This window comes from Mycobacterium sp., from assembly GCF_035623875.1.
In the GTDB taxonomy this organism is placed as follows: domain Bacteria; phylum Actinomycetota; class Actinomycetes; order Mycobacteriales; family Mycobacteriaceae; genus Mycobacterium.
In genome coordinates, this window is record NZ_DASPSP010000182.1 from 1 (window position 1) to 26,977 (window position 26,977).

Genomic DNA, 26,977 nt, shown 5'->3' on the forward strand with positions numbered 1-26,977 from the left:
ATCCGGACACAGACCCGCATCGTGCGCCAACTCGCCGACGCCGCGGGCATCCACGGCGTGAGCAGCGCGGCGGGTGCCGCCGGGACCGTCGTCAAACGCGTCGCCCAGTTGGGCCGTGGAGATGGTCCCAACGTCTCGCTACCTAGGACGGCCGCACCACGCACCCCGTGGAACAAGACGATCACGCCGCACCGCCGCTTCGCCATGCGCACCGCGTCGCTGGACAACATCAAGCGCCTCAAGGCTGCAACAGGTGGAACCGTCAACGACGTCGTCATGGCGATCTGCGCTGGCGGGCTACGCGAATATCTGCTGAAACACGATGCCCTGCCCGACCGCCCGCTGCGCGCGATGGTCCCGGTGTCGATCCGTACCGGCGACGAAGCCGACCCGTGGACGAACCGGGTGTCGGCCATCGTCGCCGCGTTGCCAACCGATTGCGACGATCCGCTCGAACGGGTCGCTCGCTGCCACCAGGCGATGCAGAAAGCCAAGCGCCAGTTCGAGCTGATCCCGGCCACCGAGCTGGTGGACCTCACCCAGTACTCCACGCCGGTGCTGGCCACCGCCGCGGTTCGGCTGGCGTCGCGGCTGCGGTTGGCCAACCGCGTCGCACAGCCGTTCAACCTGGTGATCTCCAACGTCCCAGGCCCCCGCGAGCCGTTGTACTTCGCGGGGGCCAAGCTGCGTCACCAGTTCCCGGTGTCGATCGTTACCGACGGTCAAGGGCTCAACACCACCGTGGTGAGCTACCTTGACCGGCTCGACTTCGGGTTCATCGCCGACCGCGAGCTCATCCCGGACCTCTGGGATCTGGCCGACTTACACATCGCCGAGATCAGCCGCCTGTTCGAGGCCACCCGTGCCGAATGGGCGCAACCACCGCAGCCGGCGTTCCCGCGGCGGGGCCCGGTCAAGCTCGCCGCGACAACCAAGGCACCGGCGAAGAAGGCGGTACGTTCGCGGTCGCGCCGTTAACCGCCCAGGCAACCCGGGCCGAGCAGAGCCTTGAGATCGCCCATCAGCGCCGGGGACGGCGTGACCCGCAGCGACGCGTCCAACTCGAGCGTGGTGATCCGGTCCCCGCTGACTAGCCGCAGATGCACCTGGGACGTGCCGGGGTGTTGTGCCAGAATCTGCTTGAGCGCGCTGACCTTGTCGATGGTGCACTGCCGCGTCGGCAGGCTGACCGCCAGCGGGCGATCCAGTTGCGCGGAGGAGAAGTCCGGCACCACAAGGTCGTTGGCGATCAGTGTGGTCCGGTCATCGCGGATAGCGACCTTTGCCGTGACCAGGACCACCGCGTCGTCGACGACGTCAGCACCGAAAGCGGAGTAGGTGTGCGGGAAGAACATCACTTCGATACTACCGGTGAGGTCTTGCAGTTGCGCTGAGGCCCAAGGCATTCCGTTCTTGTTGACCCGCCGGTTCACCGACGCCAGGATGCCGCCCACCTTTACCAGCGTGTCGTTGGCGATGTCGCCGTCGAGTACCGCCGGGATTGCGGTGTCGACCTGAGTCGCCAGCAGATGTGCCACCCCATCGAGCGGATGTCCGGACACGTATAAGCCCAGCATTTCGCGTTCCAGCGCGAGTTTGTGTTTGTCGTCCCACTCGTCGTCGGGCACCCTGATGGTGAATACCGCGTCGGCGCCTGCCCCCCTATCATTCGGGTCGCCGCCGAACAGGTCGAACTGCCCCATCGCCTCGGCCTTCTTGGTGCCCAGCACCGAGTCGACCGCGTCGGTGTGGACCAGGAACAGCCCTTTGCGAGGGTGCTTCAGCGAGTCGAAGGCGCCGGCTTTGATCAGGGATTCGGTGACCTTCTTGTTGCACGCCGCGATGTCGACCTTGTTGAGGTAGTCGGAGAAGTCGGTGAACTTGCCCTTCTCGGTACGGGTATTGATCAGCGAGGCAACCACATTGGCGCCAACGTTGCGCACCGCGCCCAGCCCGTAGCGGATGTCGGTGCCGACCGATGCGAAGTTCAACCCGGACTCGTTGACGTCCGGCGGCAGTACGGTGATGCCGAGCTTGCGGCAGTCGGCCAGATAGACAGCGGCTTTGTCCTTATCGTCACCGACCGAGGTGAGCAGGGCGGCCATGTATTCGCCCGTGTAGTTCGCCTTCAGATAGGCCGTCCAGTACGACACCATGCCGTATCCGGCGGCATGCGACTTGTTGAACGCATAGTCGGCGAACGGAAGGATGGTGTCCCACAGCGCCTTAATAGCCCTGGCCGAGAACCCGTTGGCCTGCATGCCTTCCGAGAAGCCTTCGAATTCCTTTTCCAGGACCTCGCGCTTCTTCTTGCCCATGGCCTTGCGCAGAATGTCGGCTCGGGCCAGCGAGTAGCCGGCCACTTTCTGCGCGATGCGCATGATCTGCTCCTGATACACGATCAGGCCGTAGGTCTCGGCGAGGATCTCGCGCAGCGGTTCCTCGAGTTCGGGGTGAATCGGCTTGATCGCCTGCCGGTTGTTCTTACGCTCGGCGTAGTCGTTGTGGGCGTTCATGCCCATCGGGCCGGGCCGGTACAGCGCGATCACCGCGACGACGTCTTCGAATCCGGTGGGCTGCATGCGGCGCAGCAGGTCGCGCATCGGCCCGCCGTCGAGCTGGAACACCCCGAGCGTTTCCCCGCGGCCCAGCAGCGCGTAGGTGGCCTTGTCGTCCAGCGGCACAGATTCCAGGTCAAGGTCAATTCCCCTGTTGGCCTTGATGTTCTCGATCGCGTCGCCGATGATCGTCAGGTTGCGCAGACCGAGGAAGTCCATCTTCAGCAGGCCGATGGCCTCGCACGACGGGTAATCCCAGCCGGTGATGATGGCGCCGTCCTGCGGTCGCTTCCACAGCGGGATCGCCTCGGCCAGCGGCTCGCTGCTCATGACCACCGCGCAGGCGTGCACACCCGCGTTACGGATCAGGCCCTCCAGGCCGCGCGCGGTTTGGTAGATGGTCCGCACATCGGGATCGGTGTCGATCAGGCCGCGGACCTCGGCGGCTTCCTTGTAGCGCTCGTGGTTGGGGTCGGTGATGCCCGACAGCGGGATGTCTTTGGCCATGATCGCCGGCGGCAACGCCTTGGTGATCCGGTCGGCGATCGCGAAACCGGGCTGCCCGTAGTGGATTCGCGCGGAGTCCTTGAGCGCCGCTTTGGTTTTGATGGTGCCGAAGGTGATGACCTGGGCAACGCGGTCATGTCCCCACTTGTCGGCCGCGTAGCGCACCATTTCACCGCGGCGGCGGTCATCGAAGTCGATGTCGATATCCGGCATCGAGGTGCGCTCGGGGTTGAGGAACCGCTCGAACAGCAGCCCGTGCGGGATCGGGTCGATGTCGGTGACGCCCAGCGCGTAGGCCACCAGCGAGCCGGCTGCCGAGCCGCGGCCCGGGCCGACCCGGATGTCGACCGACCGCGCGTAGTTGATCAGGTCGGCGACGATCAGGAAGTAGGACGGAAAACCCTTAGCGCAGATGACGTCGATCTCATAGGCGGCACGTTCGGCATACCCGTCCAGCGCACCGGCGGGAAACCGTCGGCGCAGCCCGGCATCCACCTCGTGGCGCAACCACGAGGCCTGGTCATGCCCATCGGGCACCGGGAAGACCGGCATCCGGTCGCGCGGTGCCCACACATCGGCATACGAGCTCACCCGCTCGCCGATCAGCAGTGTTGAGTCGCAGGCCCCGGCAACCTGGTCGTCCCAGATCGCTCGCATCTCGGCTGCGGACTTCAGGTAGTAGCCGTCGCCGTCGAATTTGAACCGGTTCGGATCCGACAACGTCTTGCCGGTCTGCACGCACAGCAGCGCCTCGTGGTTGTGCGCAGCGTCGCGGGTGACGTAATGGCAGTCGTTGGTGGCCAGTGGCGGGATGTTCAGCGAGCGGCCGATCTCCAGCAGCCCGTCGCGGACTCGGCGTTCGATGTCGAGCCCGTGGTCCATCAACTCCAGGAAGTAGTTCTCGGCCCCGAAGATCTCCCGCCACTTGGCGGCGGACTCGAGCGCTTCGCGGTGCTGCCCGAGCCTGAGCCGGGTCTGCACCTCCCCGGAGGGGCAGCCGGTGGTGGCGATGACGCCGGCCGCGTGCTCGGCGATCAGCTCGGCGTCCATCCGCGACCACTTGCCCAGCTGGCCTTCGAAAGACGCCAGCGACGACAACTTGAACAGGTTCCGCAGGCCGGTGGCGTTCTCGGCGACCATGGTCAGGTGGGTGTAGGAGCCACTGCCGGACACGTCGTCGCTTTTCTGCCCCGGGTCACCCCACAGGATGCGGCGGGTATCAAAACGAGAGGCGGGCGCAACATAAGCCTCGACGCCGATGATCGGCTTGATGCCCGCCGCCGTCGCCGCATTGTAGAACTCGCTGGCGCCGAACATGTTGCCGTGGTCGGTCATACCGATCGCGGACATCTCCAGCCGCTGCGCCTCGGCCAGCATCGGCGCGATCTTCGCGGCACCGTCCAACATCGAGTACTCGGTGTGGTTATGCAGGTGCACGAAGGACGCGCGATGTGGGGGCACCTCCCGCTTGCGGGGGACGCTGGCGCGAAGAGCGGACGGATCGGTCATAGAAACGCCAGTCTATGGCGATGCACCGACGACTCCCCGGCGTGTCGGCGAGTGTGTCTTGTGGCCGCTAGGTCGTCCGGCGGCGACCCGCTGCGCAGCGCCTGCGATCGCGGCTATCCATAAAGCTCGACGAACTGCTTCAACGATTTCTCGACGTCTCCTTTGACCGCGCGAGCCGCCGCCGAGCCCACCGGACCGAACAACGCGCGCCCGCCCAGCTCAAGGCGCAGGCCGAGGGCAGATCCCAGTTGTGTGGGCCGCACGGTGAGCGTCACTGCGTACCTCGCACCGCCTTTACCGGATCCTGACAGCGCGACCTGATGTGGCGGCTCCCACGTGGTCACCGTCCACGTCACCCGGTTGCGGAAGCCCTTGGCGTCCGAGACGTGATCCCACATGTCCTCCGGGCTCATCGGCACGTCGGCGGCCATGTCGACAGCAGCCATCAGTGGCTGGGTCCGCCCCGGAAGCGGTTGCCGATCCGGATCCCGGGCAGCAACAGGCTGCGCGGTACGAACCTGCCGCCGATACTCACGGCCTTCGGCACGACGCCGGGCACCACGCTGCGCTTGCCGGCCAGCATCCCGCCGATGGCCTCTTCGGCGACGTCGTGCGGCGAGACCTGCGCGATCGGGATGCTGAAACGCTCGGCATTGGCGATCTCGCCCCACTCGGTCGGCACCGGGCCCGGGCACAAGACCGTGACCGAGACGCCCGTTCCGTGTAGTTCCTCGTGGACGGCTTCGGAGAACGTCTGCACGAAGGCCTTGGTGGCCGAATACACCGCCATGTAGGGAATCGGCTGGAACCCCGCGATCGATGCGATGTTGAGCACCGCCCCGGCGCCCCGCTCGACCATGCCGGGCAGCGCGGCATGAGTGAGTTCCATCAACGCCAGCGAGTTGAGGACGACTTCTTCGGTCTCGCGCTCGATCGGCAAAGTCTGGAAGACACCGCTGGTGCCGAAGCCGGCGCTGTTGCACAAACCGGCGATCGGTTCGCTGCGAAGCCGCTCTGCCAGTTGTGCTCGCGACCCGGCGTCTGCCAGGTCGAGAGGCATGACGTCGACCCCCACCGAGTACTGGGTGCGCAGCTCACCGGCGAGGTCATCCAGGCGTTCCCGACGGCGGGCGACCAGCACCAGCGGGAAGCCGCGCCGGGCCAGACCGCCGGCCAGCTCGGTGCCGATGCCCGAGGAGGCGCCGGTGACGACGACGGCGGCCTGGTTGCTTGGTTTCGGAAGACCCATGATGACCTCACCAGTGGATTCCGCGGGTAGCCCGCACGAATGTTTCGCTTCGCGTGTCGAATTCCGGTGTTTGGCTGTCGGATTCGTCTCCCTTGGCCGCCGATGAGTCATCGAACATGCTGAACGCGCGGTTGCGCACCCGGTCCATGACGGCCGGGTTGACGGCGTCGGCGACCGCGGCGAACTGCCCGAACGGTGAGCTGGCGCGTCGGGGTCGGTGCACGATCGCATCGGTGATCACGCCGGCCGCCTGGTTAGGGGTCAGCGCCGGGAACTTGTCATACATCTTGGTCGGGCTGATCATCGGCGTCCGCACCAACGCCATGTGCACGGTGGTGAATTTGACGTCGTCGTTCACGACTTCGGCCTGCAGCGCGTCGCACAGGCTGTCCAGTGCTGACTTGCTGGCGATGTAGGCGCCGAAGCGCGGTGCGCGGGTCTGCACGCCAACCGAGGACACGTTGATGATGTGCCCGAAACCGCGTTCGCGCATCCCGGGGATGAACTTGAGGATGAGCTGGACCGCGCCGAGATAATTCAACTGCATCGTCCGCTGGTAGTCGTGGATCCGGTCGTAGGACAGTGCCAGCGAGCGCCGAATCGACCGTCCGGCGTTGTTGATCAGAATGTCGACGCCGCCCAGGTCGGCGAGCACCTTGTCGGCCATCGCGGCGATGGCATCCATGTCGGCCAGATCGCAGGGGTACACGTGGGCGATGCCGCCATCGCTGCGGATGTCGTCGGCGACCTTTTCCAGGTTGTCCGGGGTGCGCGCGACCAGCACCACCTCGCCGCCCGCTTCGGCGATCTTCTTAGCGGCCGCCGCGCCAATGCCCGATGACCCGCCCGTGATGAGGACGATTGTGCCGTCGACGGCATCCTCCAGTGTGCGGCCCTGAACCGCATCGAGCAGATTACGAAGGTAGAACGGTCGGTACCGGCCCGCCGAATTCGGTGTGTTGACGAGATTGGACACCGTGGCAAATGGCTTCTCGACGAGGCGGGTCAGGTCACCCAGATTCATCGGTTTCTCGCTCCCCGTGAACGTTCTCCGCGGATTCCGTTACGAGTCTGCTACAACGGGTGCCGAGTTCTGGTGATTCCGCGGCAATCCGGTTGTTACGCCGGGTAATCGCCCGTTGACGGCGCTCTAACTGCTGGGCAATGGTGAAGTGGTCGGCTATCGGCATGGGAATGCTCACACGATTCCGCAAGCCCAGCACAGCCACCCTCTACGACAAGATCGGCGGCCACGGCGCCCTCGAAGTGATTGTGGAGGACTTCTATTGCCGTGTGCTCGACGATGATCATCTGGCGCACTTTTACGCCGGATCGGACATGAAACGGCTGAAAGACAGGCAGGTGGAATTCCTGACCTCGTCATTCGGCGGCTCTGGCCCCTACACCGGCCTCTCGATGAAGCAGGCGCACGAAGGCCGCGGCATCACGATGCATCACTTCGCATTGATGGCTGGGCACTTGAAAGACTCGCTATGCGCAGCTGGTGTACCACCGGAGACGATCGCCGAGATACTCACGGTCGTTGCGGCGCTGGCCGGCCAGATTGCATCGGACCACGCCAAGGCGGCTGTCTGATCCGCCACCCCACCCTTCGCCGAGCGTGCTTCGTCTGCGAATTCTGTCGGCCTGAGTCTCGCATTGACTGCACGCTCGGCGAACCTCACCACTCCAGCCCGGCCAGCTGCGCCCGCAGGTATTCGGCCACTGCGGAATCGGCAGTCAGATCTATGGCCCGCTGATAAGCCGCCGCGGCGGCGGCCGCGCGGCCAGCCCGGGCCAGCAGGTGCCCGCGCGTCGTCCAGGCCGGCTGGAACCGTCGCACCGCCGGGTCGGTGATCGCGTCCAGCGTCTGCAAACCGGCGTCCGGTCCGTCGATTTCGGCATCGACGGCAGCCAGGGCGACCACGCCACCGAGTGACGGCGCGACCCGAAGCAGCGCACGATGCAGGCGACGCAGCGCAGACCAGTCGACCGGCCTGCTGCAGTGCGCCGACTGGATCGCCGCCTCGTATTGATAGCGGCCCGGTCGGCTAAACCCATGCGCGCGGTGTAGCAGGGCCTCGCCCTGGGCGATCAGCGCCGAGTCCCATAACGCCGGGTCTTGTTCGTCCAGCGGCACGAACGCGCCGTCGCCGGTGCGCCGGGCGGCTCGGCGCGACTCCGACAAGCACACCAGCGCCGCCAGGCCCATCGCCTCGGGTTCGTCGGGCAACAGCTCGACGAGCACCAGCGCAAGATGAAGGGCCTCAGCGGACAACGATTCGATCGCAGCACCCGGCGCTTGCCAGTCGATCGCGTACGCGCCGTACACGGCCTCCAGCACTGCGGGCAGCCGCTCGTCGAGGTCGGCGCGGCCTGGCAGCACGAAGGGGATACGGGCGTCGCGGATGCGACGCTTCGCGCGTACCAGCCGCTGCGCCATCGTGGTTGCGGGCACCGCGAACGCCTCCGCGATCGCCGCGGCGTCGACGCCGAGCACGGTCTGCAGCATCAACGGGGTGCGGCAGTTGGCGGCGATCGCCGGATGGGCGCACACCAGCATCAGCTCCAGCCGCCGGTCGGGAATAGCATCGAGATCCAACTCGGTTGCATCGCAGGCAATTTCGGGTAAAGGATCGGTCATGCGGTAGGCGTGCGACTTCCAGTGGTCGCGCAGCCGGTTGCGGGCCACGGTGAGCACCCAGCCTTCCGGGTTGGCGGGGACGCCCTCGGCCGGCCAGCGGATCAGGGCACGCTCCAGGGCATCGGCGATGGCGTCCTCGGCGGCGGCGATGTCGCCGCTCCGCGCGGCGAGCACCGCCAGCAGTCGGCCATAGCTGGCACCAACCAGCTCGGCGACTCGACTCCGCGCCTCACTCAGGGCTGTACCAGCCTTTGCCACTGGCGTAAGTGACCGCGACGGGACGGATCTCGACGGAGCCCCAGTCGACCGCCGGGCAGCGCTTGGCCCACGCCAACGCGGCGTCCAGGTCAGGCACATCGATGACGAACACCCCGCCGAGCCGCTCTTTGGTGTCGGCGAACGGGCCGTCCTGGACGCTGGGAGTGCCGTCGCGCGCGGTGAACGTGGTTGACGCGACGGCTGATTGCAGCACCTGAGTGCCGACCAGGACACCCGCCGCGTCGAGGTCGTCGGCGTAGCGGGCGAACGCTGCGCGCGCGGGGGCCATGTCCTCCTCGGTCAGACCGATCTCCGGGCCCTCCTGGTAGTGCATGAGCAGGCAGTACTGCATAGTGGTGTCCTTTCCGGGTCGATGATGACACCTCAATGACGATTGAGACCGGACCCAATCGACAAACCATCGTTACCCGGCACGTGATGAAACGATCAGCCGAACCACGCGGATAGTGTTACAGCGCTCTGACGCCATGGCGCCAAAGCGCTTGCGTGGCGGCGGCGTTGCAGACCACTGAACGTTCGCGGACTGCCCCACGGAATTGAGCGGGAAAGCGCCGTGTCCGCACCGGGCGCCCAGCAACCTGGCAGATGCCATGCGTGCGGCCTAGACTTCGACGTAAAGCTCGTCAGGTGACGGCTTCAGCCGAACGGAAGCCCTGCGATGTTTTCCGGCCCCATCCACCACCTACGCGCCATAGTTACCGCCATTGCGGTGCTTACCGGCGGCGCAATTCTGCCCGGCGGCACGGCAGCGGCCGACCCGAGCCAGGATGACAAGTTTTTGACACTGCTCGGTTACGAAGACATCCCGCCAGTCGACAACGTGGCGAGCCTCATCGAGACAGCCCACAAAGTTTGCGGCAAACTCGACGACGGCATGTCGGTCGGCGACTTGGTGGAATTGATTAGAAATAATGGGTATAACGAGAACCCGCTCACGCGCCTCGATCCGCCCCGTCGCGTTACGAAAACCATAAATCGATTCATCAGCGCGGCAGTGCAGGCCTACTGCCCGTACGATCAGGGCAAGATAGCGTCCATCACGGCGCAGGCCGCGACAGCATCGGATGAGCCGACACGCGGCGTCGCCACATACACCCGCAACACGGTCGGCCACGCAATTGAGTTGCGGGCGGCGCCGTCGCCGATTGCCATGGTCAACCCGGCGGCGTGGCGGGAAACGGCGGGCACGCGTGACGCGCATGGCGCAGTGCTCGCCTTGGTCGTCGGAACGGCTCCCTCCGGAGAAGTCCCGCCGTCGAACCCACCGGTGATTCCGGCGCAACCGCCGCCTGCACCACAAGAGGTGGCGCCCGCGCCGCGACAATCGCCGCCTCCACCACAACGTGTGCAGCCCGTACCGCACCAGGCGCCGCCGCCACAGCAGCAAGCGGAGCCACCACCGCAACAGGCCGAGCCAGCACCGCAACAGGCCGAGCCGCCACCACAGGCGGCGCCTCCTGCCGATGCTCCTCAACCCGGCGACGGCGGTGGCGTTCCGGCCAACCCGTCGCCGGAGCAACCCGCGCCGCCGGCGCCGCCAGGCCATGTCAGGCTTGCACCTTGAGACAAAGACGTCGGCAATAGCGATTGCGGGCGTTTCTCACATCTCCCGCGTGTGGATGCGACGATCAGCAGTATGAGCATGGCAACGATGGGCCTGGTGGGGGTGGCAGCGGGAGCGTCCACCGCGGGCATCTTGGGCGTTGTGCGGTTGATGACCGACACCTGGTTTCCCTGGCTCAACGCACACACTGAGCACAGGCACCAGATGCTCGCCAACGTGTACTCTCAGCGGGCCGAAGCTGTTAAGGGGTGGCGGGAAGGCTTGGCAGGTGCACGGGACGCGTACCGCCAGTGGGCTGCCGGGCCGCGCAACAATGACCCGCCCAACATCGTCGGCGACGCGTGGTTCGAGGGCTTGCGGCCGAATCTGCCGGCCATCGGTGAAGCGGCAAAGTACCGCACTGCTCACGAAATCAGCTGTGACAACGCGACTGTCGCACTGCTGTCGCTGGAGATCGGCCGGGTGGAACAGCAGTGGACGGACGAGGCCAGGAACTACCGGCGTCGGGCGCGAACCTAACGTCGGGTCCCGTCACGTAAAACGTCGAGGGCGTGCTGCAGATCCGGCGGGTAGGGGCTGACGATCTCCACCTGGCGTCCGTCGGCGGGATGCGTGAAGGCCAACGACCGGGCGTGCAACCATTGACGTTCCAGCCCAAGCTTTTCCGCAAGTTTCGGGTTAGCACCGTATGTCAGGTCGCCGCAGCAGGGGTGATGCAACGCGGCGAAGTGCACCCGAATCTGGTGTGTGCGACCAGTTTCCAGATGTACGTCGACCAGACTCGCGGCGACGAAGGCTTCGATGGTGTCGTAGTGGGTGAGGCTGTGCCGGCCGGTGGCGGTGACGGCGAACTTCCAGTCGTGGCCGCGGTGGCGGCCGATCGGCGCGTCGATCGTGCCGCTGGACGGATCCGGGTGTCCTTGCACCAGCGCGTGGTAGCGCTTCTCGACTGTGCGCTGCTTGAACGCACGCTTGAGCACGGTGTAAGCCCGCTCGGAGATCGCGACCACCATGACTCCGGAGGTGCCGACGTCGAGGCGATGCACGATGCCCTGCCGCTCGTGCACCCCGGAGGTGGTGATCCGGTAACCGGCCGCGGCCAGACCGCCGAGCACCGTCGGCCCCGTCCAGCCCACCGACGCATGCGCGGCCACCCCCGCCGGTTTGTCGACCGCCACGATGTCGTCGTCGGAGTACAGAATCGTCATGCCCTCGATCTCGACGGGTGTGTTCTCCAACGGCGCCGGCGGCTCAGGCAACCGCACCTGCAGCCACGCCCCCGCGGCCAGACGATCCGACTTGCCGGCCGGGACGCCGTCCAACTCCACACCGCCGTCTTCGGCCAGCGCCGCGGCGGCGGTGCGCGACAGGCCCAGCAGCCGGGACAGCCCGGCGTCGACACGCATACCCGCCAGGCCCTCCGGCACCGGCATCGATCGGTCGGTCACAGGTGCCGCTACCGTTGGTCGGCCTTGGAGCCAACAGCGCCGTCCTGCGGCTCATCGCCTTCGACATCTTCGGCAGGCACGTCGGGTATTTCGGTGCTCTCGGGCGCATCGGCGACATCGAGCGCGTCGTCTGCCTTCCGACGCCCGACGGTGTCAAAGTCGAAGCCCAACGCCGACAGCGTGACCAGCAGGATCGCGCCGCCGACCACCGACGGGTCGGCGACGTTGAACACCGGCCACCAGCCGATCGACAAGAAGTCCACGACATGTCCCTGCAGTGGTCCCGGCGAACGGAAAAACCGGTCTACCAGGTTTCCCGTGGCCCCGCCCAGGATCATCCCGAGGCCGATCGCCCACCACGGCGACACCAGCCGCCGGCCCATCCAGAAGATCCCGACCACGACACCGGTCGCGATCAGTGTCAGCATCCAGGTGTATCCGGTCGCCATCGAAAACGCGGCGCCGGAATTGCGGACCAGCGTCCAGGTGACGGTGTCACCGATGATCGGCACCGGCTGGCCGGGGGTGAGCAGTTTGACTGCGAGGACCTTGGTGATGATGTCCAGCGCCAGCACGATCGCAGCGACCGACAGCAGCAGCCGCAGTCGCCGTCGCGGCGCGGCTGCGTCGGCCTCTGCCGCCGTCGGGGCCTCAGTCACCGACTCGGCCGATCCCGTTGGTTGGTCAGTCACGCTTACATCATCCACTACAGCGATATGCGGGATGATTTCTCCCATGAGCCGCCTCACCGTGATCGCCACCGGTGGGACGATCGCCACTACGGCCGACACCGACGGAGTGCGGCGGCCGACGCGTGGCGGCGCCGAGTTGACCGCCGGCCTGGACGTCGACGTCGTCGACGTGATGGCCCTCGACAGCTCGCAGCTGAACCCGGCCGACTGGGACGTGATCGGCGCGGCGGCCCGGGCCGCGGCCTTTGGCGGCGCACAGGGTGTGGTCGTGACGCACGGCACCGACACCCTCGAGGAGACCGCGCTGTGGCTGGATATCACCTACGCGGGCGATGTTCCGGTGGTGCTCACCGGCGCAATGCGTAGCGCGGACGCGCCCGATGCCGACGGGCCGGCAAATCTGCGCGACGCGCTTGCGGTGGCGTCGGATCCCGCCGCTCACGACCGAGGTGTGCTGGTGTGTTTCGCCGGCCGGGTGCTGCAGCCGTTGGGCTTGCGCAAGGCGGCCACTCGGAACGGTTTCGCCGGCGAGGTTCTGGGCACCGTCGACGACGGGGTGGTGTTGGACCGGCCCAAGCACCGTCTCTATCTCGGCGAGCTGAACGCCGCGGCCGCCCCGCGGGTCGACATCGTCGCGACCTACCCCGGAAGTGACGCGGTCGCGATGGACGCCTGCGTGGCGGGGGGCGCCGGTGGCATCGTCCTGGAAGCGCTCGGCGCGGGCAATGCCGGGGACGCGGTGGTCGACGGGGTGCGGCGGCACTGCCGTGACGGAGTGCTGGTGGCGGTGTCCACCCGGGTCTCGGGTGGACGGGTCCGCCCGGATTACGGGCCGGGCCGTGATCTGGTCGATGCGGGCGCGGTGATGATCCCGTGGCTGCCGCCGAGTCAGGTGCGGGTGCTGGTGATGGCGGCGTTGGCGGCGCAGCTACCGCTGCGTGATGTTGTCGACCGCCTGCGCTGACGCGGTCTCGGTCAGCGCGGCGACGTAGTCGGGCCAGTCGAGGCTGTCGATCGGGTTCGCCGGCTCAATGTCGCCGGTGTCGGATGAACCTGCGGGAAACGTTCGCGCCGGACCCGGTCCCGAGCTGCGGGTCTCGAACCGCACGGTGACCACGCCGTGGCCGGCGCCTTGCACCCAGCCGTGGCCCAGGTCGCGGTGGGTTACGTCGTCACCCACCCGCCACCCAGCGGCCTCACCCGCCGGCTCGGCGGCCGGGTCCGGCTCGACCGGCGCCGGGTCCGTCCCCGCGTCAGCGCCCGACATCGTCAATTCCAGATCGGGAAATAGCGACTCTTGCCGCACGTTGCTGAGTCCCGAAAACCCTACGCCGAGTAGGCGAATCGGCCCGATCTGCCGTGGATCGAGCAGCAGCCGGCCGGCCAGCGCTGCCAGCGCGGCGCCGTCGGTGGTCGCGTAGGGCAGGGTGGCCGAGCGGGTCAGCGTGCTCATATCGGATTTCTTCAGCTTGACCGTGACGGTGCGAGCGCCGCGGCCGTCACGGCACAACCGTTGATGGGCGTGCTCGGCGATCGGGCCGACCGCCTCGCGCAACTCGTCGAGTGTGGTCAAATCCGCCGCGAAGGTGGACTCCGCGCTGATCTGCTTGGCCTCGGCCCGCTCGGCGACCGGGCGGTCGTCGATGCCGCGGGCCAGCCGATGCAGCGCCGGCCCGATCGTCGCACCCAGGATGCTGGCCACCTCGGCTTCGCTGAGCGCGGCCAACTGCCCGATCGTCTCGATCCCGAGCCGGTGCAGCTTCTCCTCGGCGACCGGCCCGATGCCCCAGAGTCTGCGTACCGCAAGACCGCCCAGCAGCGGTTTCTCCTCGGCACGCCCGATCACCCGGACCCCGTCGGGTTTGGCCATTCCCGACGCGATCTTGGCGATCTGCTTGCCCGAGCCGGCGCCGACCGAGGCAACCAGGCCGGTCTCGTCGCGCACCCGTCGCCGCAGGTCCTCGCAGAAACGCTCGACATCGCCCGGCGCTGCGCCGACCAGTTCCGGCGGCTCCCCGAACGCCTCATCGAAAGAGAGCTGCTCGACGACGGGCACCACCGCGCGCACGGTGTCGAAGACCCGGCGGCTGGCGACGCCGTAGACCACGCCGCGCGGCGGCAGCACCACCGCCGTCACGCCGATCAGTCGACGGGCGTGGTGCATCGGCATGGCCGACCGGGCCCCGAACACCCGTGATTCGTAACTCGCGCCGGCCACCACCCCGCGGCCGCCCAGCCCGCCGACCAGCACCGGACGGCCGCGCAACGTGGGCCGGGTGAGTTGCTCGACGGACGCGAAGAACGCGTCCATGTCGAGGTGCAGCACCCAACGGGAGTCCACAATTACCGATGCTATTGCGCTAGCGTCTGATTGCATGGCGATGAACTTGTGCCACCGCATGTGTTGTAGTTCCGATCGCTATTTCAAAGTTGTCGAAGACGCGTTGTTGCCCTGGGCGCTCGGCGACGTCGACCTGGGCGACAACGTGCTGGAGATCGGGCCGGGTTACGGGGCCAACATCCGGGTGCTGATCGACAAAGCGCCGCACTACACCGCCGTCGAGATCGACCAACCCATGGCGGATCGGCTGAAGGGCAAATACGGCGAGCGGGCCCGGATCATCCAGGGCGACGGAACCGACACCGGCCTACCGTCCGAGGAGTTCAGCTCGGTGGTGTGTTTTACGATGCTGCACCACGTTCCGACGCGCGAGCTGCAGGACCAGCTATTCGCCGAGGCGTTTCGTGTGCTGCGGCCCGGCGGCGTATTCGCCGGCAGCGATAGCGCGGCGTCGACACTGTTCCGGATCATGCATATCCGCGACATCTGCAACCCGGTATCGACGGACACACTGCCGGAGCGGTTGCGGCGCACCGGCTTTGGCGATGTGCACGTCGACGGCAACCACCGTCGGCTGCGCTGGAGTGCCGTCAAGCCTTAGCTCGCGCCGACGTCGACACTAATGCAGGATTTCTGGGGGCGTTTCGGTGCGCTAGCGTCGATCTCGGCGTCACACCTTGGCAATCGCCACCCGCACGCCGTCGCCGATCGGCACACCGTCGGCCGGCTCACCGAACTCGAAACTGGTGGCCAGGATTTCCCCGGCGATCAGGTCGCGATGCGTTTCGGCCCAGTCGGCGCGCTGCGGCGGCACCGACATCACCACGCTGATCCGGTCGGAGACGTCCAGCCCGGTCGATTTGCGCAGCTCCTGCAGTTCGCGGATGCGGTCCTTGGCCCAGCCCTCGGCCTCGAGCGCGGGCGTCACGGTGGCGTCCAGCACCACCAGCCCGGCCCCGCCCGGTAGCGGCGCGGTGTACTCGGGGTCGGCGGCCACCAGCCGGGAGCTGTACTCGTCGGGCTGCAGCACCGCCGGGCCCGCGGTTAGCGTGCCGTCGGCGTTGACGACACCCTCGCCGGCCTTGACCGCCTTGATCGCCGCCTGCACATCCTTACCCAACCGCGGCCCGGCGACCTGCGCGTTCACGGTCAGCTCGAAGCGACCGTAGGTGTCGATGTCCCGGGTGAGCTCGACCTTCTTGACGTTGAGCTCGTCGGCGATCAGATCGGTGAACGGTTCCAGTCGCTGCGGATTGTCCACCGCCACCGTGAGTTTCTGCAACGGCAGGCGCACCCGCAGCTGCTTTGCTTTGCGCAGCGACGACGCCACCGAGCACACCTCGCGCACCTGATCCATCGCGGCGACCAGTTCGGCATCCGCCGGCAGCACCTCGGCTTCCGGCCAGTCGGTCAGGTGCACCGAACGCTCGCCGGTGACACCGCGCCAGATGATTTCGGTGGTCAATGGCAGCAGCGGTGCGGCCAGCCTCGCGGTTACTTCCAGCACGGTGTGCAGGGTGTCGATCGCGTCGGTGTCCTCTTCCCAAAACCGCGAACGGGACCGTCGCACATACCAATTCGTCAGAGCCTCGGTGAATTGCCGTAGCTGCTCGCATGCCCCGGAGATGTCGCAGACATCCATCGCGACGGTGAGATCGTCGCGCAGCACCGCCAGTTTGGCCAGGATGTAGCGATCGAGCACATGCGGTGAATTGGCGTGCCAGGTACCGACTTTCGGCGCGTAGAGGGCCAGGAAGCTGTAGGCGTTCCAGAACGGCAGTAGCACCTGGCGCACTCCGTCGCGGATACCCTGTTCGGTGACGATCAGGTTCCCGCCGCGCAGGATTGGCGACGCCATCAAAAACCAGCGCATTGCGTCGGAGCCGTCGCGCTCGAACACCTCGCTGACATCGGGATAGTTGCGCAGCGATTTGCTCATCTTCTGGCCGTCGCTGCCCAGCACGATCCCATGCGCCACACAGGTTTTGAACGCCGGCCGGTCGAACAACGCAGTGGCCAGTACGTGCAGCGTGTAGAACCACCCGCGGGTCTGCCCGATGTACTCGACGATGAAGTCGCCCGGGTAATGCGTCTCGAACCAATCACGGTTCTCGAACGGGTAGTGCACCTGCGCGTAGGGCATGGACCCGGAATCGAACCACACGTCGAAGACATCGGCGATGCGTCGCATCGTCGAGCGCCCGGTGGGGTCGTCGGGATTGGGCCGGGTCAGCTCGTCGATATACGGCCGGTGCAGGTTATCGGGACGCACATCGAAATCGCGCTCCAGCTCGTCGAGGCTGCCATAGACGTCGATCCGGGGATAGGCCGGGTCGTCGGACACCCACACCGGAATCGGCGTGCCCCAGTAGCGGTTTCGCGAGATCGACCAGTCGCGGGCACCCTGAAGCCACTTGCCGAACTGACCGTCTCTGACGTGCTCGGGATACCAGGTGATCTGCTGGTTGAGTTCGACCATGCGGTCCCGGAAGTCGGTGACCTTGACGAACCATGATGACACCGCACGGTAAATGAGCGGATTGCGACACCGCCAGCAATGCGGATAGGGGTGGTCGTATGTCTCCTGCCGGATCAGCACCGCTGCATTGGCCGCGGCCGGACCACTGCGGTTTTTCAGGTCACGGATGATCTGCGGGTTGGCTTCGAAGACGTGCTGGCCCTGATAGTCGGCGACGGTGGCGTCGAAACGGCCCTTGGCGTCGACCGGCGTCACCGGCACGATACCGGCTTTGTCGGCGGTTTCCTTGTCATCCTCGCCGTAGGCCGGCGCCAGGTGCACAATCCCGGTACCGTCATCGGTGGTCACGAAGTCGGCACCGAGCACCTGAAAAGCGTTGGGCGAGTCCATAAAGTACGGGAACGGCGGCAGGTACCGCATGCCCACCAGATCGCTGCCGCGGTAGGTGCCCAGCACCTCCGGTTCATCGCCCAATTCTCGTGAATAGGCGGCCAGTCGAGCCTCGGCGAGAATCAGGTGGTGCTCCCCCGCCCGCACCTGTACGTAGGTGACATCGGGGTTGACGGCGACCGCCTGGTTCGACGGCAGGGTCCACGGTGTCGTCGTCCACACCAGCAGGTGCGCGCCGGACCACTCGCCGTCAGCGACGCGGAATCCGACGGTGATCGCCGGGTCTTGCCGACTCTGGTAGATGTCGTCATCCATCCGCAGCTCGTGATTGGACAACGGGGTCTCGTCACGCCAGCAGTACGGCAGCACCCGGTAGCCCTCGTACGTTAAGCCCTTGTCCCACAGCTGTTTGAACGCCCATATGACCGATTCCATGTAGGGCAGATCGAGCGTCTTGTAGTCGTTGGCAAAGTCCACCCACCGAGCCTGACGGGTCACATAAGCCTGCCATTCGTCGGTGTAGCGCAGCACCGATTCGCGGCAGGCTTCGTTGAACGCGGCGATGCCCATCGCGTCAATCTGGGATTTGTCCGTGATCCCGAGCTGTCGCTCGACCTCGAGTTCGGCCGGCAGCCCGTGGGTGTCCCAACCGAATCGGCGCTCGACCCGGTAGCCGCGCATGGTGCGATACCGCGGCATGATGTCCTTGACGTAGCCGGTGAGCAGATGACCGTAATGCGGGAGGCCGTTGGCGAACGGCGGTCCGTCGTAGAACACGTACTCCGGGGCATCGGCTCGCCGCGCGATGCTGGCCCGGAACGTCTCGTCGCTCGCCCAATGGTCGAGGACTTCCAGTTCCAGTGCCGGCAAGTCGGGTGCACCGCCAGCCAGCTTGGGGTAGGCGTTGTCGGTCACTGCGCGCATCGTCTCCCATGTGCCACTGTGAGGCCCGGGGACGACGTCGCGCCGGTGCGCAAGCGCCGCGGTACCACCCCGCTTGCCACGCCGGGGCATGGCCGCTCGTTGGAAGGCTGTGACGGGCCCTACCCGTTCGGCTCTACTGGGCTGGCTCTCATCGGTGCCGGCTGTTCCTCCGAAGGCTCCCCGGTGATCGCCGGATCGACGCCGTTGCGGCCGATTCTACCGGCCGCGGCAAATCAACATCAGGCCAGCGCGGCCCTGGCGCCAGCGAGATTGTCCGCGCCAAGTACCAACCGGGTGTTGGTGGCGAGATACGCGGTTTCCAGGTTGATTTTTGCGGCGCCGAGTTTGTGGACGACTTCGCCGAGCGCGCCCGGACGGTCCTTGATGTCGAGGACGATTACCTCTTGCTCCTCGGCGATTTTGATTCCGGCGCCCTGCAGCGCTTCGAATGCGGGGGTGGCATCCTGCACCAGAATGTGCACCTCGGCCTGCCCTCCGCCGCTGGTCAGGGCGCACAGACCGGCGATGTTGACGCCCGCCTTGCCCAGCACGTCGCCGATCAAGGCCAGCTCGCCGGGCTCGTCGTCGAGATAAAGGGTCAGATCGGTCGCCATGACGCGCCCCCTTCCCACCGGGTTTGGGCGGATGTGTCAACGCTACCGCCGGCTTGCGGCCGATGATCTGCGAATCTTGCGCTGGTTTTCTTACACTGCGGTTGTGGCGTTCAGCGCGGCATTGGCGAGCGACGTGGTTCTGCCACTGGTCGAGGCGGCGTACACGGTGATGGGTGGCGGCCCGGCCACCCTCCCGTCCGGTTATGCCCAGACCAGTTTGATCCAGGCTGACGCCGCTGCGCTCACCGCGATGACGAGCCCCCATCCCGCAGTGGCTGCAATGACCAAAAACACCAACGTTTTCGGGTTGATGGGCCGTAACCCGACGACTCGCACCGCTTTTGTGTCGTTTCGCGGCACGTCCGACGTCGAGGATTGGCTAGCGGACCTCGACGCCGTCCCGGATACCTACCTCCCGGTCGGCGGATTCGGGCAGGTGCACGCCGGCTTTCAGGATGTCTACGAGCTGGTCCGGAAAAGCGTCGCCGCGAACTTGGCCACCGCGACCGCCGGCTGCGATCAGATCCTGGTCACCGGGCACAGCCTCGGTGGGGCGCTGGCCGTGTTCGCGGCGCCGGACATCTTCCGGAACATGCCGCCGAACAAGATCGAACCCCGGCTGATCACGTTCGCCGGCCCACGGGTCGGATTGACCGACTTCGCCGACAAGTTCAACGCCACCATCGAAAGCTGTTTCCGGATAGTGAACTTTCTCGACATCGTGCCGCACGTACCCCCGGCACCCTACGTGCACGTCGGCGCCGAAATCACCGTCGATAGCGGCGGGCCGGTCCAGATCGCGTGGCGGCACAGCCTGATCGCCTATCAGAACGGACTGTCGGCGCTCATTGCGGCCCAGCAATGACAGCGCTCCCGGCACCGAGGCGCTAAAACACCTGAGGTACCGGGAGCGACAGTTTTGTTAGGCGCCAACCTCCAACACACCCGCGCGCCACAGCGCGGCGTAGAGCTGGCGCAACGGAATGCAGAGCAACCGAGCGGCTCCCACGACCAACGGGTCGCCGCCGACCAACTGTTGATCGGGCCGCCGGGAGGTCCGCTTTGGCGCCGGCACGGCAATCGGCGTCGGGGCAGGCACTGCCCTGAGCCGGCGTGCGGGCGTCGCCGTTACCACTTCGTCGTACAGTACAGCGGTCATGGTCGCCTCCTAAGCGGAAAGTCAAACGGGCATAACGGGATTCGATGTCCGTCCGAATCGGCGTCCGATGAGGCGACGTGCTGCCCAGGCCAAAGAAGGCTCAGCTGCAAGCGACGCGCCGGAGGCCGGATCGGGACGACACAGAGCCCGGATATCGATCCGGACTAGAACTGGAACTCATTCGTCCCTCACCTCCTCGCGGTCGCGACACGTGCGGATTACCGCACAATTCACATGCAAGCAGGAGCACAGGAAACCCGATGACTTCGGGAAAACCACACCCCACTCGTCAGAGCTTCGGCACTACACGCCGTATCCGGAGATCCCGGAAGCCACTTGGGCTCAACCCTTAAGCCGGGAGGAGCTGTCCTGACCCTGGGCGTCTCTCGACGTTCGGGGTCAGTGGCCTGTATCCGTGTAGAAGCCTCACCTAACGAGGTGCTTACCCAGTCGATGATGCACGAACATTCCGCCCGGGTCAATTCGCCACACCTGAAAACTTTCTGAGCGGCGCTAGGGGTCCTGACCAGTCGTTATGAGTTCGTAATCGTCCAGGACCGGCCGTGCCATGGCGTTCTCGAAACGGGTGAAACTCCATGGCCACGCCGCCGGAACACCGCGATCGTCGAGGTACCAGCTGCGGCAGCCGGTCACCCAGACGGTCTTCTTGGCGGCCTCCACGCGGTCGGCCTCAAAGCGAGCGGCGGCCTCCCGGGTGGCGCTGATCTGCCGACATCGGCCGTCGCTCAGCAGCTCGATGAGCTGCATCAGGTAACCAAATTGCGCCTCGGCCACGTCGATCAGCGAGAAGTTGCCGACCGGTCCGTTGGGCCCGTTGAGCATGAACAGGTTGGGGAAGTCTGGCACCGTCACGGACAGATACGCGAACGGCCGTTCCCGCCACACCTCGTCTAGACGCACGCCGCCGCGGCCGATCACGTCGATCGGGCGCAGGAAGCGGTCGACTCGAAAACCGGTCGCCAGCACCAACACGTCGAGCCCATGCAACCGACCGTCCACGGTGCGCACCCCGTCCGCCTCGACACGCGCGATGCGCTCGGTGATCAGATGAGCGTTGGGCCGCTGGATGGCGTCGTAGAAGTTCGGCGAAATGATCAGCCGCTTGCACCCGGCGCGATAGTCGGGCCGCAGCTTCTCCCGCAGCTCCCGGTCGGCCACGCTGTCCTCGAGGTTGGCGCAGGCCAGCTTTTGCAGCGTCTTCAGCGGAGCCGAGTCGGCGTCGACGACCGCGTTGGCGAAGGTCTGCACGAAGCTGGTGTTCAGGTCGGCGCGCAGCGTCGTCATCGCCGCCGGGTCGGAGCGATAGCGGGCCCGGTCCGCGTCGTCGATCGGCGGATTGCCCACTGGCAAGATCCACTGCGGGGTCCGCTGGAACAGGTGTAATTCGGCGACCAGGTCGCTCACTGCGCCGGTCACTTGCACCGCCGACGAACCGGTGCCGATCACGCCCAGCCGGGCACCGGCCAGCGGCACGGTGTGATCCCAACGGGCACTGTGGAACACGGGGCCGGCGAAGTCGTCGAGCCCTTCGATGTCTGGGTAGCGCGGGTGGTGCAGCACGCCGGTGGCGGCGATGACGACGTCAGCATCGTCACGCTCGCCGGTGGATGTCTCAATGCGCCAACGATTTCCGTCATGTTCGAGGCGGAGCACCTCGGTGTTATAACGGATCAATTCGTCGACGCCATAACGGCTGGCGACGCTTTGGAAGTATGCGAGGATCTCCGGACCGGGCGCGAACGCGTGGCTCCACTCCGGGTTCGGGGCAAAGGTGTAGGTGTACAGGTGCGACGGCACATCGCAGGCGATGCCCGGGTAGGTGTTCTCGCGCCAAGTGCCGCCGAGCCGGTCGGCCTTTTCGTACACCGTGACGTCGCTGAAACCCGCGTCGCGAAGTTTGATGGCGCTCAGCACACCGGCCATCCCCGCGCCAATGACGACGAAACGCATGTCAGCCCCCGCGAGGTCGGAGCCCGTTAAAGGCCAGCGTGACAACGAAATCGGCAACCTCGGCGGCACTGACGCCGTCGTCGGTGGACAGTCGACGGTGCGCCAGCTGACCGATCAGCGCCGCCAGCGTGTAGGCCACCATCCGGGGCGGGGCAACGACCACTTCGCCGCGATTCTGGGCGGCGACGATGCGGGCTTCGATGTCGTCGATGAACCGCTCGTAGATGCTGGCGAGGTGCTTCTCGAACCGGTCGCCCAGCGCGTAGGCGTCGCGGAACAGCAACTTGGTCGTCGCCTTGTCGGCTTCGAAGAATTCGAATGTCGCCTGCACGGCGGCACGAAACGGCGCCTCGCGGCGATCGGCCGGGCTGGCGAGAGCCGCCGCAATGTGGGCACGCAAGGCGTCTTCTTCGACGGCCATCAACGCGTGGAACAACTCGTCCTTGGAGTCGAAGTACCAGTAAATCGACCCGTAGGCGAGGGACGCCTGCTTGGCGATATCGGCGATGGTCGTCGAGTGAAAACCTTTGCGGGCGAATACTTGTTTGGCCGCAGCCATGATCTCGTCGCGGCGCTGGGACTTGTCCTCGTCGCTGACCGCTCGGCGCCGTCGGGTCGGCGTGGTCAACGCTCCACCAACTCGTCGAGACGCCCGACGGCATCGATGAACTCGGAAACCATGTCCAGCACCACGGAGGCCGCCGGTTGCACCTTGTTCAGCGAACCGACGACCTGGCCGACGAAGTAGGTGGCCAACTCGCGGGCCTTGGCGTCGGGATGCACGGCGGCCCGGTTGATGCGCACTTGCGGATCGCCGATCAGCGCGCTTTGCAGCGGCATGCCGAGCGGGTCGGGACTGCCGGCCCGCTCCCACTCGTCGGTCCACGCGGTGCGCAGCATGCGAGCGGGCTTGCCGGTCAACGACCGCGATCGCACGGTGTCCGACGAGGTGGCGGCCAAGAATTTGTCCTTCACGACGGGCAGCGTCTCGGCTTCCTCGGTGGTCAGCCACACCGACCCGCACCACACGCCTTCGGCACCCAAGGCCAACGCCGCGGCGATCTGGCGGCCGCGGGCGATCCCGCCCGCGGCCAGCACCGGCACCGGAGCTACCGCGTCAACGACCTCGGGGACCAGCACCATCGTCGCCACCTCGCCGGTGTGCCCGCCGGCCTCGGTGCCCTGGGCGACGATCAGGTCGACCCCAGCCGCGGCGTGCCGTCGCGCGTGCTGCGTGGTGCCGGCCAGCGCCGCCACCACTACGTCGTTGTCGTGGGCCCGTTGGACCAGGTCGGGCGGCGGCGAGCCCAGCGCGCTGGCGATCAGCCGGATGCCGTGCGCGAAGGCCACCTCGAGCAGCGGTTCGTAGCCCTTCGGCGAGATGTTGAGCTCACCGGGTGGCAGACGCTGCTCGTCGGTGGGCACCGGGATGCCGTAGCGGACCAGCAGGTCGTCGACGAACGCCCGATGCTCCTCGGGCAGCAGCTCGCGCACCTGCTGGGTATCGAACCCGCCTTGCTCGACGCCGGCATACTTGGGCGGCAGCAGCAGGTCGACGCCGTACGGCTTGCCGCCGGTCTGCTCCTCGATCCAGGTCAGCTCGGTGTCGAGCCGCTGCGGACTGTGCGCGACGGCGCCGAGGATCCCGAACCCGCCCGCATTGGACACCGCGGCCACCACGTCCCGGCAGTGACTGAACGCGCAGATCGGGAACTCCACGCCGAGTATTTCCGCGACCCTTGTTCGCATGTTCGGAACGCTATGAGTTAGTGATTGACGTGTCAATCGTGTGCAGTAGGGTGCCGCTATGGCCGAGCCGTTGACCGAGGAGCAGCAGCACAAGCGCCGCGAGGCAGTGCGCGACCTGATGCCGACGACGCCGTTCTTGGCCAGCCTGGGCATCGTGTTCGAACGCTACGAACCCGACGACGTCACCATCCGGCTGCCGTTCCGCGACGACCTCACCAACGACGGCACCTACTTTCACGGCGGGGTCATCGCGTCGGTGATGGATAGCGCCGGCGCCGCCGCGGCCTGGTCCAACCACGATTTCGACAAGGGCATGCGAGCTTCCACGGTCGCCATGAGCATCCAGTACACCGGCGCCGCCAAACAATCCGATCTGCTCTGTCATGCGCGCACCGCCCGCCGGCGCAAGGAACTTACGTTCACCGAGATCACCGCAACGGATACCGACGGCAACGTCGTCGCCCACGCCGTGCAGACGTACCGGATCGTGTGAGTCCTTGCGCTAGGGCGGTTGGTGGCCGTCCGGCGGCCAGCTCGCGACGCCGTCCTCCAACGGCACTCGCAGGCTGTGCAGGATCGACGCGACCATTCGCCACGCACCGATCGCGGTGACAAGTTCGATGAGCACCGCATGGTCGGCGCCGAATTCGCGCTGACAGGCCGCCCAGCTTTCGTCGCCCACCACGCCGTCGCGCACCACGTCGTCGGTGGCCGCAAGCACTGCCCGCTCCGCGGGCCCGAACCCCGCGTAGGCCCGCCAATCGCGCACGCCCAACAGGTCATCGGGGCTAACCCCGAGACCCTGGGCGACCCGCCAATGCTGCGTCCATTCGTAATCGGAGGCGGTGAGCCAGCCGATGCGCATGATCACCAGCTCGCGTAGGCGCGGGTCCAGGGTTCCGCGCCACAGCATGATGGCGAGCAGGTCGTTAAGGGCGCAGGCCAACTTGGGATGGTTCAACAACACCTGGAAGATGGTGAGTTCGGCCATGTAATTGGGCACGCCGGCTTCGTCGGCGGCGGCCTTAGCCTCATCGAGCGGCAGACGGGGGACGCGGGCTTCTTTTTTGGGTTCGGTCAAGGTGTCAGCACTCCATGAACTGGCGGGACATCATCACGCTCGCCGGCCATCGTGGCGAGCAGGTCTTCTACATCGTCGAGGCCCACGCAGCGCCGCGGCAGGCTCGCGAACGGGTAACGACCGGACACCAGCAGATCCAACGCCGCCCGGTAAGCGGTGACGTCTACGCCCAGTGCCCCCAATACGCGCAGCTCCTTGAACACGATCATGTCGGGCCAGAACCCGGGAGCGCTGCTGCCAAAACCCCGGGTGCCGGCGACCACCACGGTCCCGGCCGGGCGGGCCAGCGCGATCGCCTGCGCGAACGCTGCGGGCGCCCGAGCGGTGACGTCGACGACGACATCGGCCAATGTGCCGGTTGCCTTGGTCAACTCAGCGACCGGATCGTCGACGCTCACGTCGACCGCGAGGTCAGCGCCGAATTTCGGCGCCAGTGCCAGCCGGTCGGCATCGCGAGCGCCCAACCCGGTCACCATGACGAACCCAGCACCGGCCTCTTTCGCCGCCGCGGCGGCGCACAGCCCACGGATGCCCGGCCCGAGGACTGCAACGACATCACCCGGGCTGGTACCGGGAACCGTTGTGGCCCAGCGGATTCCGGCGCCAAGCGGGTTGAATAACGTCGCGACGACCGGATCGAAGTTGGTGGGTAAGGGCAACACCATTGAATCGGGTGCCAGGTATTGGTATTCGGCGTAACCGCCCCACAGGCCGGGCTCGCGGTCGACGGGGATGAACCCATACATGTCGGCCAATCCGTGGCGTTCGCAGCGCCGATACTCCCCCGCCCGGCAGGCCGGACAGGCCCGGCAGGACTGGAACACCTCGACGGCCACCCGGTCGCCGACTGCCACCCCCCACCGTTGGGCCGCTCGCGGGCCAATGGCGTCGATGGTCCCGACGGTCTCGTGACCGGGAACAAACGCGAACCCTCCGGCGAGTTCGCCGGTGTACTGCTCGTGGTCGGTCCCGCACAGTCCGCAGGCCGCTACCCGCACCAGCGCGTCGTCGTCGCCGAGCCTGGGGAGCGGAAGCTCCCGGACGGCCAGGCGGCGCGGCGCTTCCAGCACCAACGCTTGCGCCGCCGCGTACTCCGCCATATCGGCACACTAAGGAACCCTTGACTGACGAGTCAATCGAGAGACCCCGCCTCCAGCGCAACGGCGACCAGCCGACCTGGCGAGCGCGGTGGGGCCATAGTTATGCCGTTGTTGCTCAATGTCTTTCGCTTCGGTCGCCAAATCTCCGCTGCGGGCGCCTAGAGATCGTGCGAGTTGGGCAACGGTGTGGCTGCCAGGTGACCGCCACCGGTCACCCGAAAGAGGACCCGCTCATTGGGTGTTTCGAGTACTGGTACGCGCTCATGCCGAAAGACTTCCTCAGTATGTATCCCGGTCGCTTCCTGCCATTGCCCGCGGGCTCATTTCTCAGCGCCGCCGTCGCCCAGGTACTCGTCAAATAGCAGCAGGCTGCCGATTCCGAGCAGCGGAGTGAGCCAGGTCAGCGCGCACAGGGTGGAGGAGAACAGGTCGGCGTCAAGCGATGCCAACGCCACCCGACCCGCTCTTTGGGCGAGCTCAGGATTGAGAGACGTTGCTTAGAAGCCTTTTACTATCGTGGCACCAGGAATTTTGGGAGGCTCGCACGCAAAGTGACCGACCTCTAACGTCTCCCACGTCTCCGGCAGGCCCTCGAACGAATCGCAAGCGAACACTCTCTTGAGCGGCCGCGCTGTGTGGGTACGCTTCAAGCGCCGCAGCGTCCTGATGATGGTTCGAGTTGACTCACCTTGGTAGACGCCGAACTCTAGGATGTTCCC

General features: G+C 66.4%; 26 protein-coding genes and 1 riboswitch. Of the genes, 8 read left to right on the forward strand and 18 right to left on the reverse strand.

From position 1 onward, the window contains the following. On the forward strand, window positions 1-978 hold a 978-nt coding region (locus tag VEI45_RS15030), incomplete at its 5' end, for a WS/DGAT domain-containing protein (RefSeq protein WP_324854524.1). On the opposite strand, the gene dnaE is transcribed toward VEI45_RS15030, so the two are convergent. The 4 genes from dnaE to VEI45_RS15050 form a co-directional block, all read right to left on the reverse strand. Continuing rightward, window positions 975-4,574, reverse strand: coding sequence for a DNA polymerase III subunit alpha (dnaE, locus tag VEI45_RS15035; protein WP_324854526.1), 3,600 nt, complete (start codon window positions 4,572-4,574; stop codon window positions 975-977). The two genes, VEI45_RS15030 and dnaE, sit on opposite strands and share 4 nt — an antisense overlap. Before the next feature lie 113 nt (window positions 4,575-4,687). After that, complete coding sequence (locus VEI45_RS15040; protein WP_324854528.1) at window positions 4,688-5,020, reverse strand: SRPBCC family protein; 333 nt, start codon at window positions 5,018-5,020, stop codon at window positions 4,688-4,690. Then, window positions 5,020-5,823, reverse strand: a complete 804-nt coding sequence (locus tag VEI45_RS15045) for an SDR family oxidoreductase (protein WP_324854530.1) — start codon at window positions 5,821-5,823, stop codon at window positions 5,020-5,022. The genes VEI45_RS15040 and VEI45_RS15045 overlap by 1 nt, the downstream gene beginning before the upstream one ends. 7 nt (window positions 5,824-5,830) lie before the next feature. Beyond that, window positions 5,831-6,847, reverse strand: a complete 1,017-nt coding sequence (locus tag VEI45_RS15050) for an SDR family NAD(P)-dependent oxidoreductase (protein ID WP_324854532.1) — start codon at window positions 6,845-6,847, stop codon at window positions 5,831-5,833. Window positions 6,848-7,011: 164 nt separating this feature from the next. Here VEI45_RS15050 and VEI45_RS15055 point away from each other — a divergent pair, with 164 nt between their 5' ends. Then, window positions 7,012-7,419, forward strand: a complete 408-nt coding sequence (locus tag VEI45_RS15055; protein WP_324854534.1) for a group 1 truncated hemoglobin — start codon at window positions 7,012-7,014, stop codon at window positions 7,417-7,419. An 85-nt stretch (window positions 7,420-7,504) separates the two neighbouring features. Here the strand turns inward: VEI45_RS15055 and VEI45_RS15060 are convergent, their stop codons facing one another. Next, window positions 7,505-8,704, reverse strand: coding sequence for an RNA polymerase sigma factor (locus tag VEI45_RS15060; RefSeq protein ID WP_414687493.1), 1,200 nt, complete (start codon window positions 8,702-8,704; stop codon window positions 7,505-7,507). Then, window positions 8,697-9,077 carry a YciI family protein gene (locus VEI45_RS15065; RefSeq protein ID WP_324854536.1) on the reverse strand — a complete coding sequence of 127 codons (381 nt, stop codon included), beginning with the start codon at window positions 9,075-9,077 and terminating at the stop codon, window positions 8,697-8,699. Before VEI45_RS15065 ends, VEI45_RS15060 begins: the two co-directional genes overlap by 8 nt. Window positions 9,078-9,404: 327 nt before the next feature. Here VEI45_RS15065 and VEI45_RS15070 point away from each other — a divergent pair, with 327 nt between their 5' ends. Both VEI45_RS15070 and VEI45_RS15075 read left to right on the forward strand, forming a co-directional pair. Beyond that, a complete protein-coding gene (locus VEI45_RS15070) occupies window positions 9,405-10,310 on the forward strand; it encodes a DUF732 domain-containing protein (protein ID WP_324854538.1) in 906 nt (301 codons plus the stop codon). Between the two features lie 72 nt (window positions 10,311-10,382). Continuing rightward, window positions 10,383-10,829 (forward strand): hypothetical protein, encoded by a 447-nt coding sequence (locus tag VEI45_RS15075; RefSeq protein ID WP_324854540.1) that lies wholly within the window; start codon window positions 10,383-10,385, stop codon window positions 10,827-10,829. On the opposite strand, the gene VEI45_RS15080 is transcribed toward VEI45_RS15075, so the two are convergent. Beyond that, window positions 10,826-11,758, reverse strand: a complete 933-nt coding sequence (locus VEI45_RS15080; protein WP_324854542.1) for an RluA family pseudouridine synthase — start codon at window positions 11,756-11,758, stop codon at window positions 10,826-10,828. The genes VEI45_RS15075 and VEI45_RS15080 overlap by 4 nt on opposite strands. Before the next feature lie 8 nt (window positions 11,759-11,766). After that, window positions 11,767-12,450, reverse strand: a complete 684-nt coding sequence (gene lspA / locus VEI45_RS15085) for a signal peptidase II (protein WP_324854544.1) — start codon at window positions 12,448-12,450, stop codon at window positions 11,767-11,769. Window positions 12,451-12,493: 43 nt separating this feature from the next. Here lspA and VEI45_RS15090 point away from each other — a divergent pair, with 43 nt between their 5' ends. Further along, entirely contained in the window at window positions 12,494-13,414 is a 921-nt protein-coding gene (locus VEI45_RS15090; protein ID WP_324854546.1) for an asparaginase, read from the forward strand. Here VEI45_RS15090 and VEI45_RS15095 read toward each other — a convergent pair. After that, complete coding sequence (locus VEI45_RS15095; RefSeq protein WP_324854572.1) at window positions 13,379-14,776, reverse strand: DNA polymerase IV; 1,398 nt, start codon at window positions 14,774-14,776, stop codon at window positions 13,379-13,381. The genes VEI45_RS15090 and VEI45_RS15095 overlap by 36 nt on opposite strands. A gap of 49 nt (window positions 14,777-14,825) precedes the next feature. On the opposite strand from VEI45_RS15095, the gene VEI45_RS15100 reads away from it, so the two are divergent. Next, window positions 14,826-15,392: a class I SAM-dependent methyltransferase gene (locus tag VEI45_RS15100; protein ID WP_324854548.1), complete on the forward strand. Its 567-nt coding sequence runs from the start codon at window positions 14,826-14,828 to the stop codon at window positions 15,390-15,392. A 69-nt stretch (window positions 15,393-15,461) separates the two neighbouring features. Here VEI45_RS15100 and ileS read toward each other — a convergent pair whose 3' ends face one another. Together ileS and VEI45_RS15110 are read right to left on the reverse strand one after the other, a co-directional pair. Further along, entirely contained in the window at window positions 15,462-18,575 is a 3,114-nt protein-coding gene (ileS, locus tag VEI45_RS15105) for an isoleucine--tRNA ligase (protein ID WP_324854550.1), read from the reverse strand. Window positions 18,576-18,823: 248 nt separating this feature from the next. Continuing rightward, window positions 18,824-19,198 (reverse strand): amino acid-binding protein, encoded by a 375-nt coding sequence (locus tag VEI45_RS15110; RefSeq protein WP_324854551.1) that lies wholly within the window; start codon window positions 19,196-19,198, stop codon window positions 18,824-18,826. A gap of 103 nt (window positions 19,199-19,301) precedes the next feature. On the opposite strand from VEI45_RS15110, the gene VEI45_RS15115 reads away from it, so the two are divergent. After that, window positions 19,302-20,063 carry a lipase family protein gene (locus tag VEI45_RS15115; RefSeq protein ID WP_324854552.1) on the forward strand — a complete coding sequence of 254 codons (762 nt, stop codon included), beginning with the start codon at window positions 19,302-19,304 and terminating at the stop codon, window positions 20,061-20,063. 57 nt (window positions 20,064-20,120) lie between these two features. Here the strand turns inward: VEI45_RS15115 and VEI45_RS15120 are convergent, their stop codons facing one another. The 4 genes from VEI45_RS15120 to VEI45_RS15135 all read right to left on the reverse strand — a co-directional run bounded on the left by VEI45_RS15120 (window position 20,121) and on the right by VEI45_RS15135 (window position 24,077). After that, window positions 20,121-20,357, reverse strand: a complete 237-nt coding sequence (locus VEI45_RS15120) for an Rv1535 family protein (RefSeq protein ID WP_324854554.1) — start codon at window positions 20,355-20,357, stop codon at window positions 20,121-20,123. A 274-nt stretch (window positions 20,358-20,631) separates the two neighbouring features. Further along, window positions 20,632-20,802: riboswitch (M-box (ykoK) riboswitch) on the reverse strand. 68 nt (window positions 20,803-20,870) lie between these two features. Beyond that, window positions 20,871-22,328, reverse strand: coding sequence for an NAD(P)/FAD-dependent oxidoreductase (locus tag VEI45_RS15125; RefSeq protein WP_324854556.1), 1,458 nt, complete (start codon window positions 22,326-22,328; stop codon window positions 20,871-20,873). Window position 22,329: 1 nt separating this feature from the next. After that, the gene (locus VEI45_RS15130) at window positions 22,330-22,956 is read right to left on the reverse strand and encodes a TetR/AcrR family transcriptional regulator (protein ID WP_324854558.1); all 627 of its coding nucleotides are present in this window, start codon (window positions 22,954-22,956) and stop codon (window positions 22,330-22,332) included. After that, window positions 22,953-24,077 (reverse strand): nitronate monooxygenase family protein, encoded by a 1,125-nt coding sequence (locus VEI45_RS15135; RefSeq protein WP_324854560.1) that lies wholly within the window; start codon window positions 24,075-24,077, stop codon window positions 22,953-22,955. Before VEI45_RS15135 ends, VEI45_RS15130 begins: the two co-directional genes overlap by 4 nt. A gap of 58 nt (window positions 24,078-24,135) precedes the next feature. Here VEI45_RS15135 and VEI45_RS15140 point away from each other — a divergent pair, with 58 nt between their 5' ends. Next, entirely contained in the window at window positions 24,136-24,570 is a 435-nt protein-coding gene (locus VEI45_RS15140) for a PaaI family thioesterase (protein WP_324854562.1), read from the forward strand. Window positions 24,571-24,579: 9 nt separating this feature from the next. Here the strand turns inward: VEI45_RS15140 and VEI45_RS15145 are convergent, their stop codons facing one another. The 3 genes from VEI45_RS15145 to VEI45_RS15155 form a co-directional block, all read right to left on the reverse strand. After that, entirely contained in the window at window positions 24,580-25,158 is a 579-nt protein-coding gene (locus VEI45_RS15145; RefSeq protein WP_324854564.1) for a carboxymuconolactone decarboxylase family protein, read from the reverse strand. Further along, window positions 25,155-26,258, reverse strand: a complete 1,104-nt coding sequence (locus tag VEI45_RS15150; protein ID WP_324854566.1) for a zinc-binding dehydrogenase — start codon at window positions 26,256-26,258, stop codon at window positions 25,155-25,157. The genes VEI45_RS15145 and VEI45_RS15150 overlap by 4 nt, the downstream gene beginning before the upstream one ends. Window positions 26,259-26,578: 320 nt before the next feature. After that, window positions 26,579-26,713, reverse strand: coding sequence for a hypothetical protein (locus VEI45_RS15155; RefSeq protein ID WP_324854568.1), 135 nt, complete (start codon window positions 26,711-26,713; stop codon window positions 26,579-26,581). Window positions 26,714-26,977 lie beyond the last annotated feature (264 nt).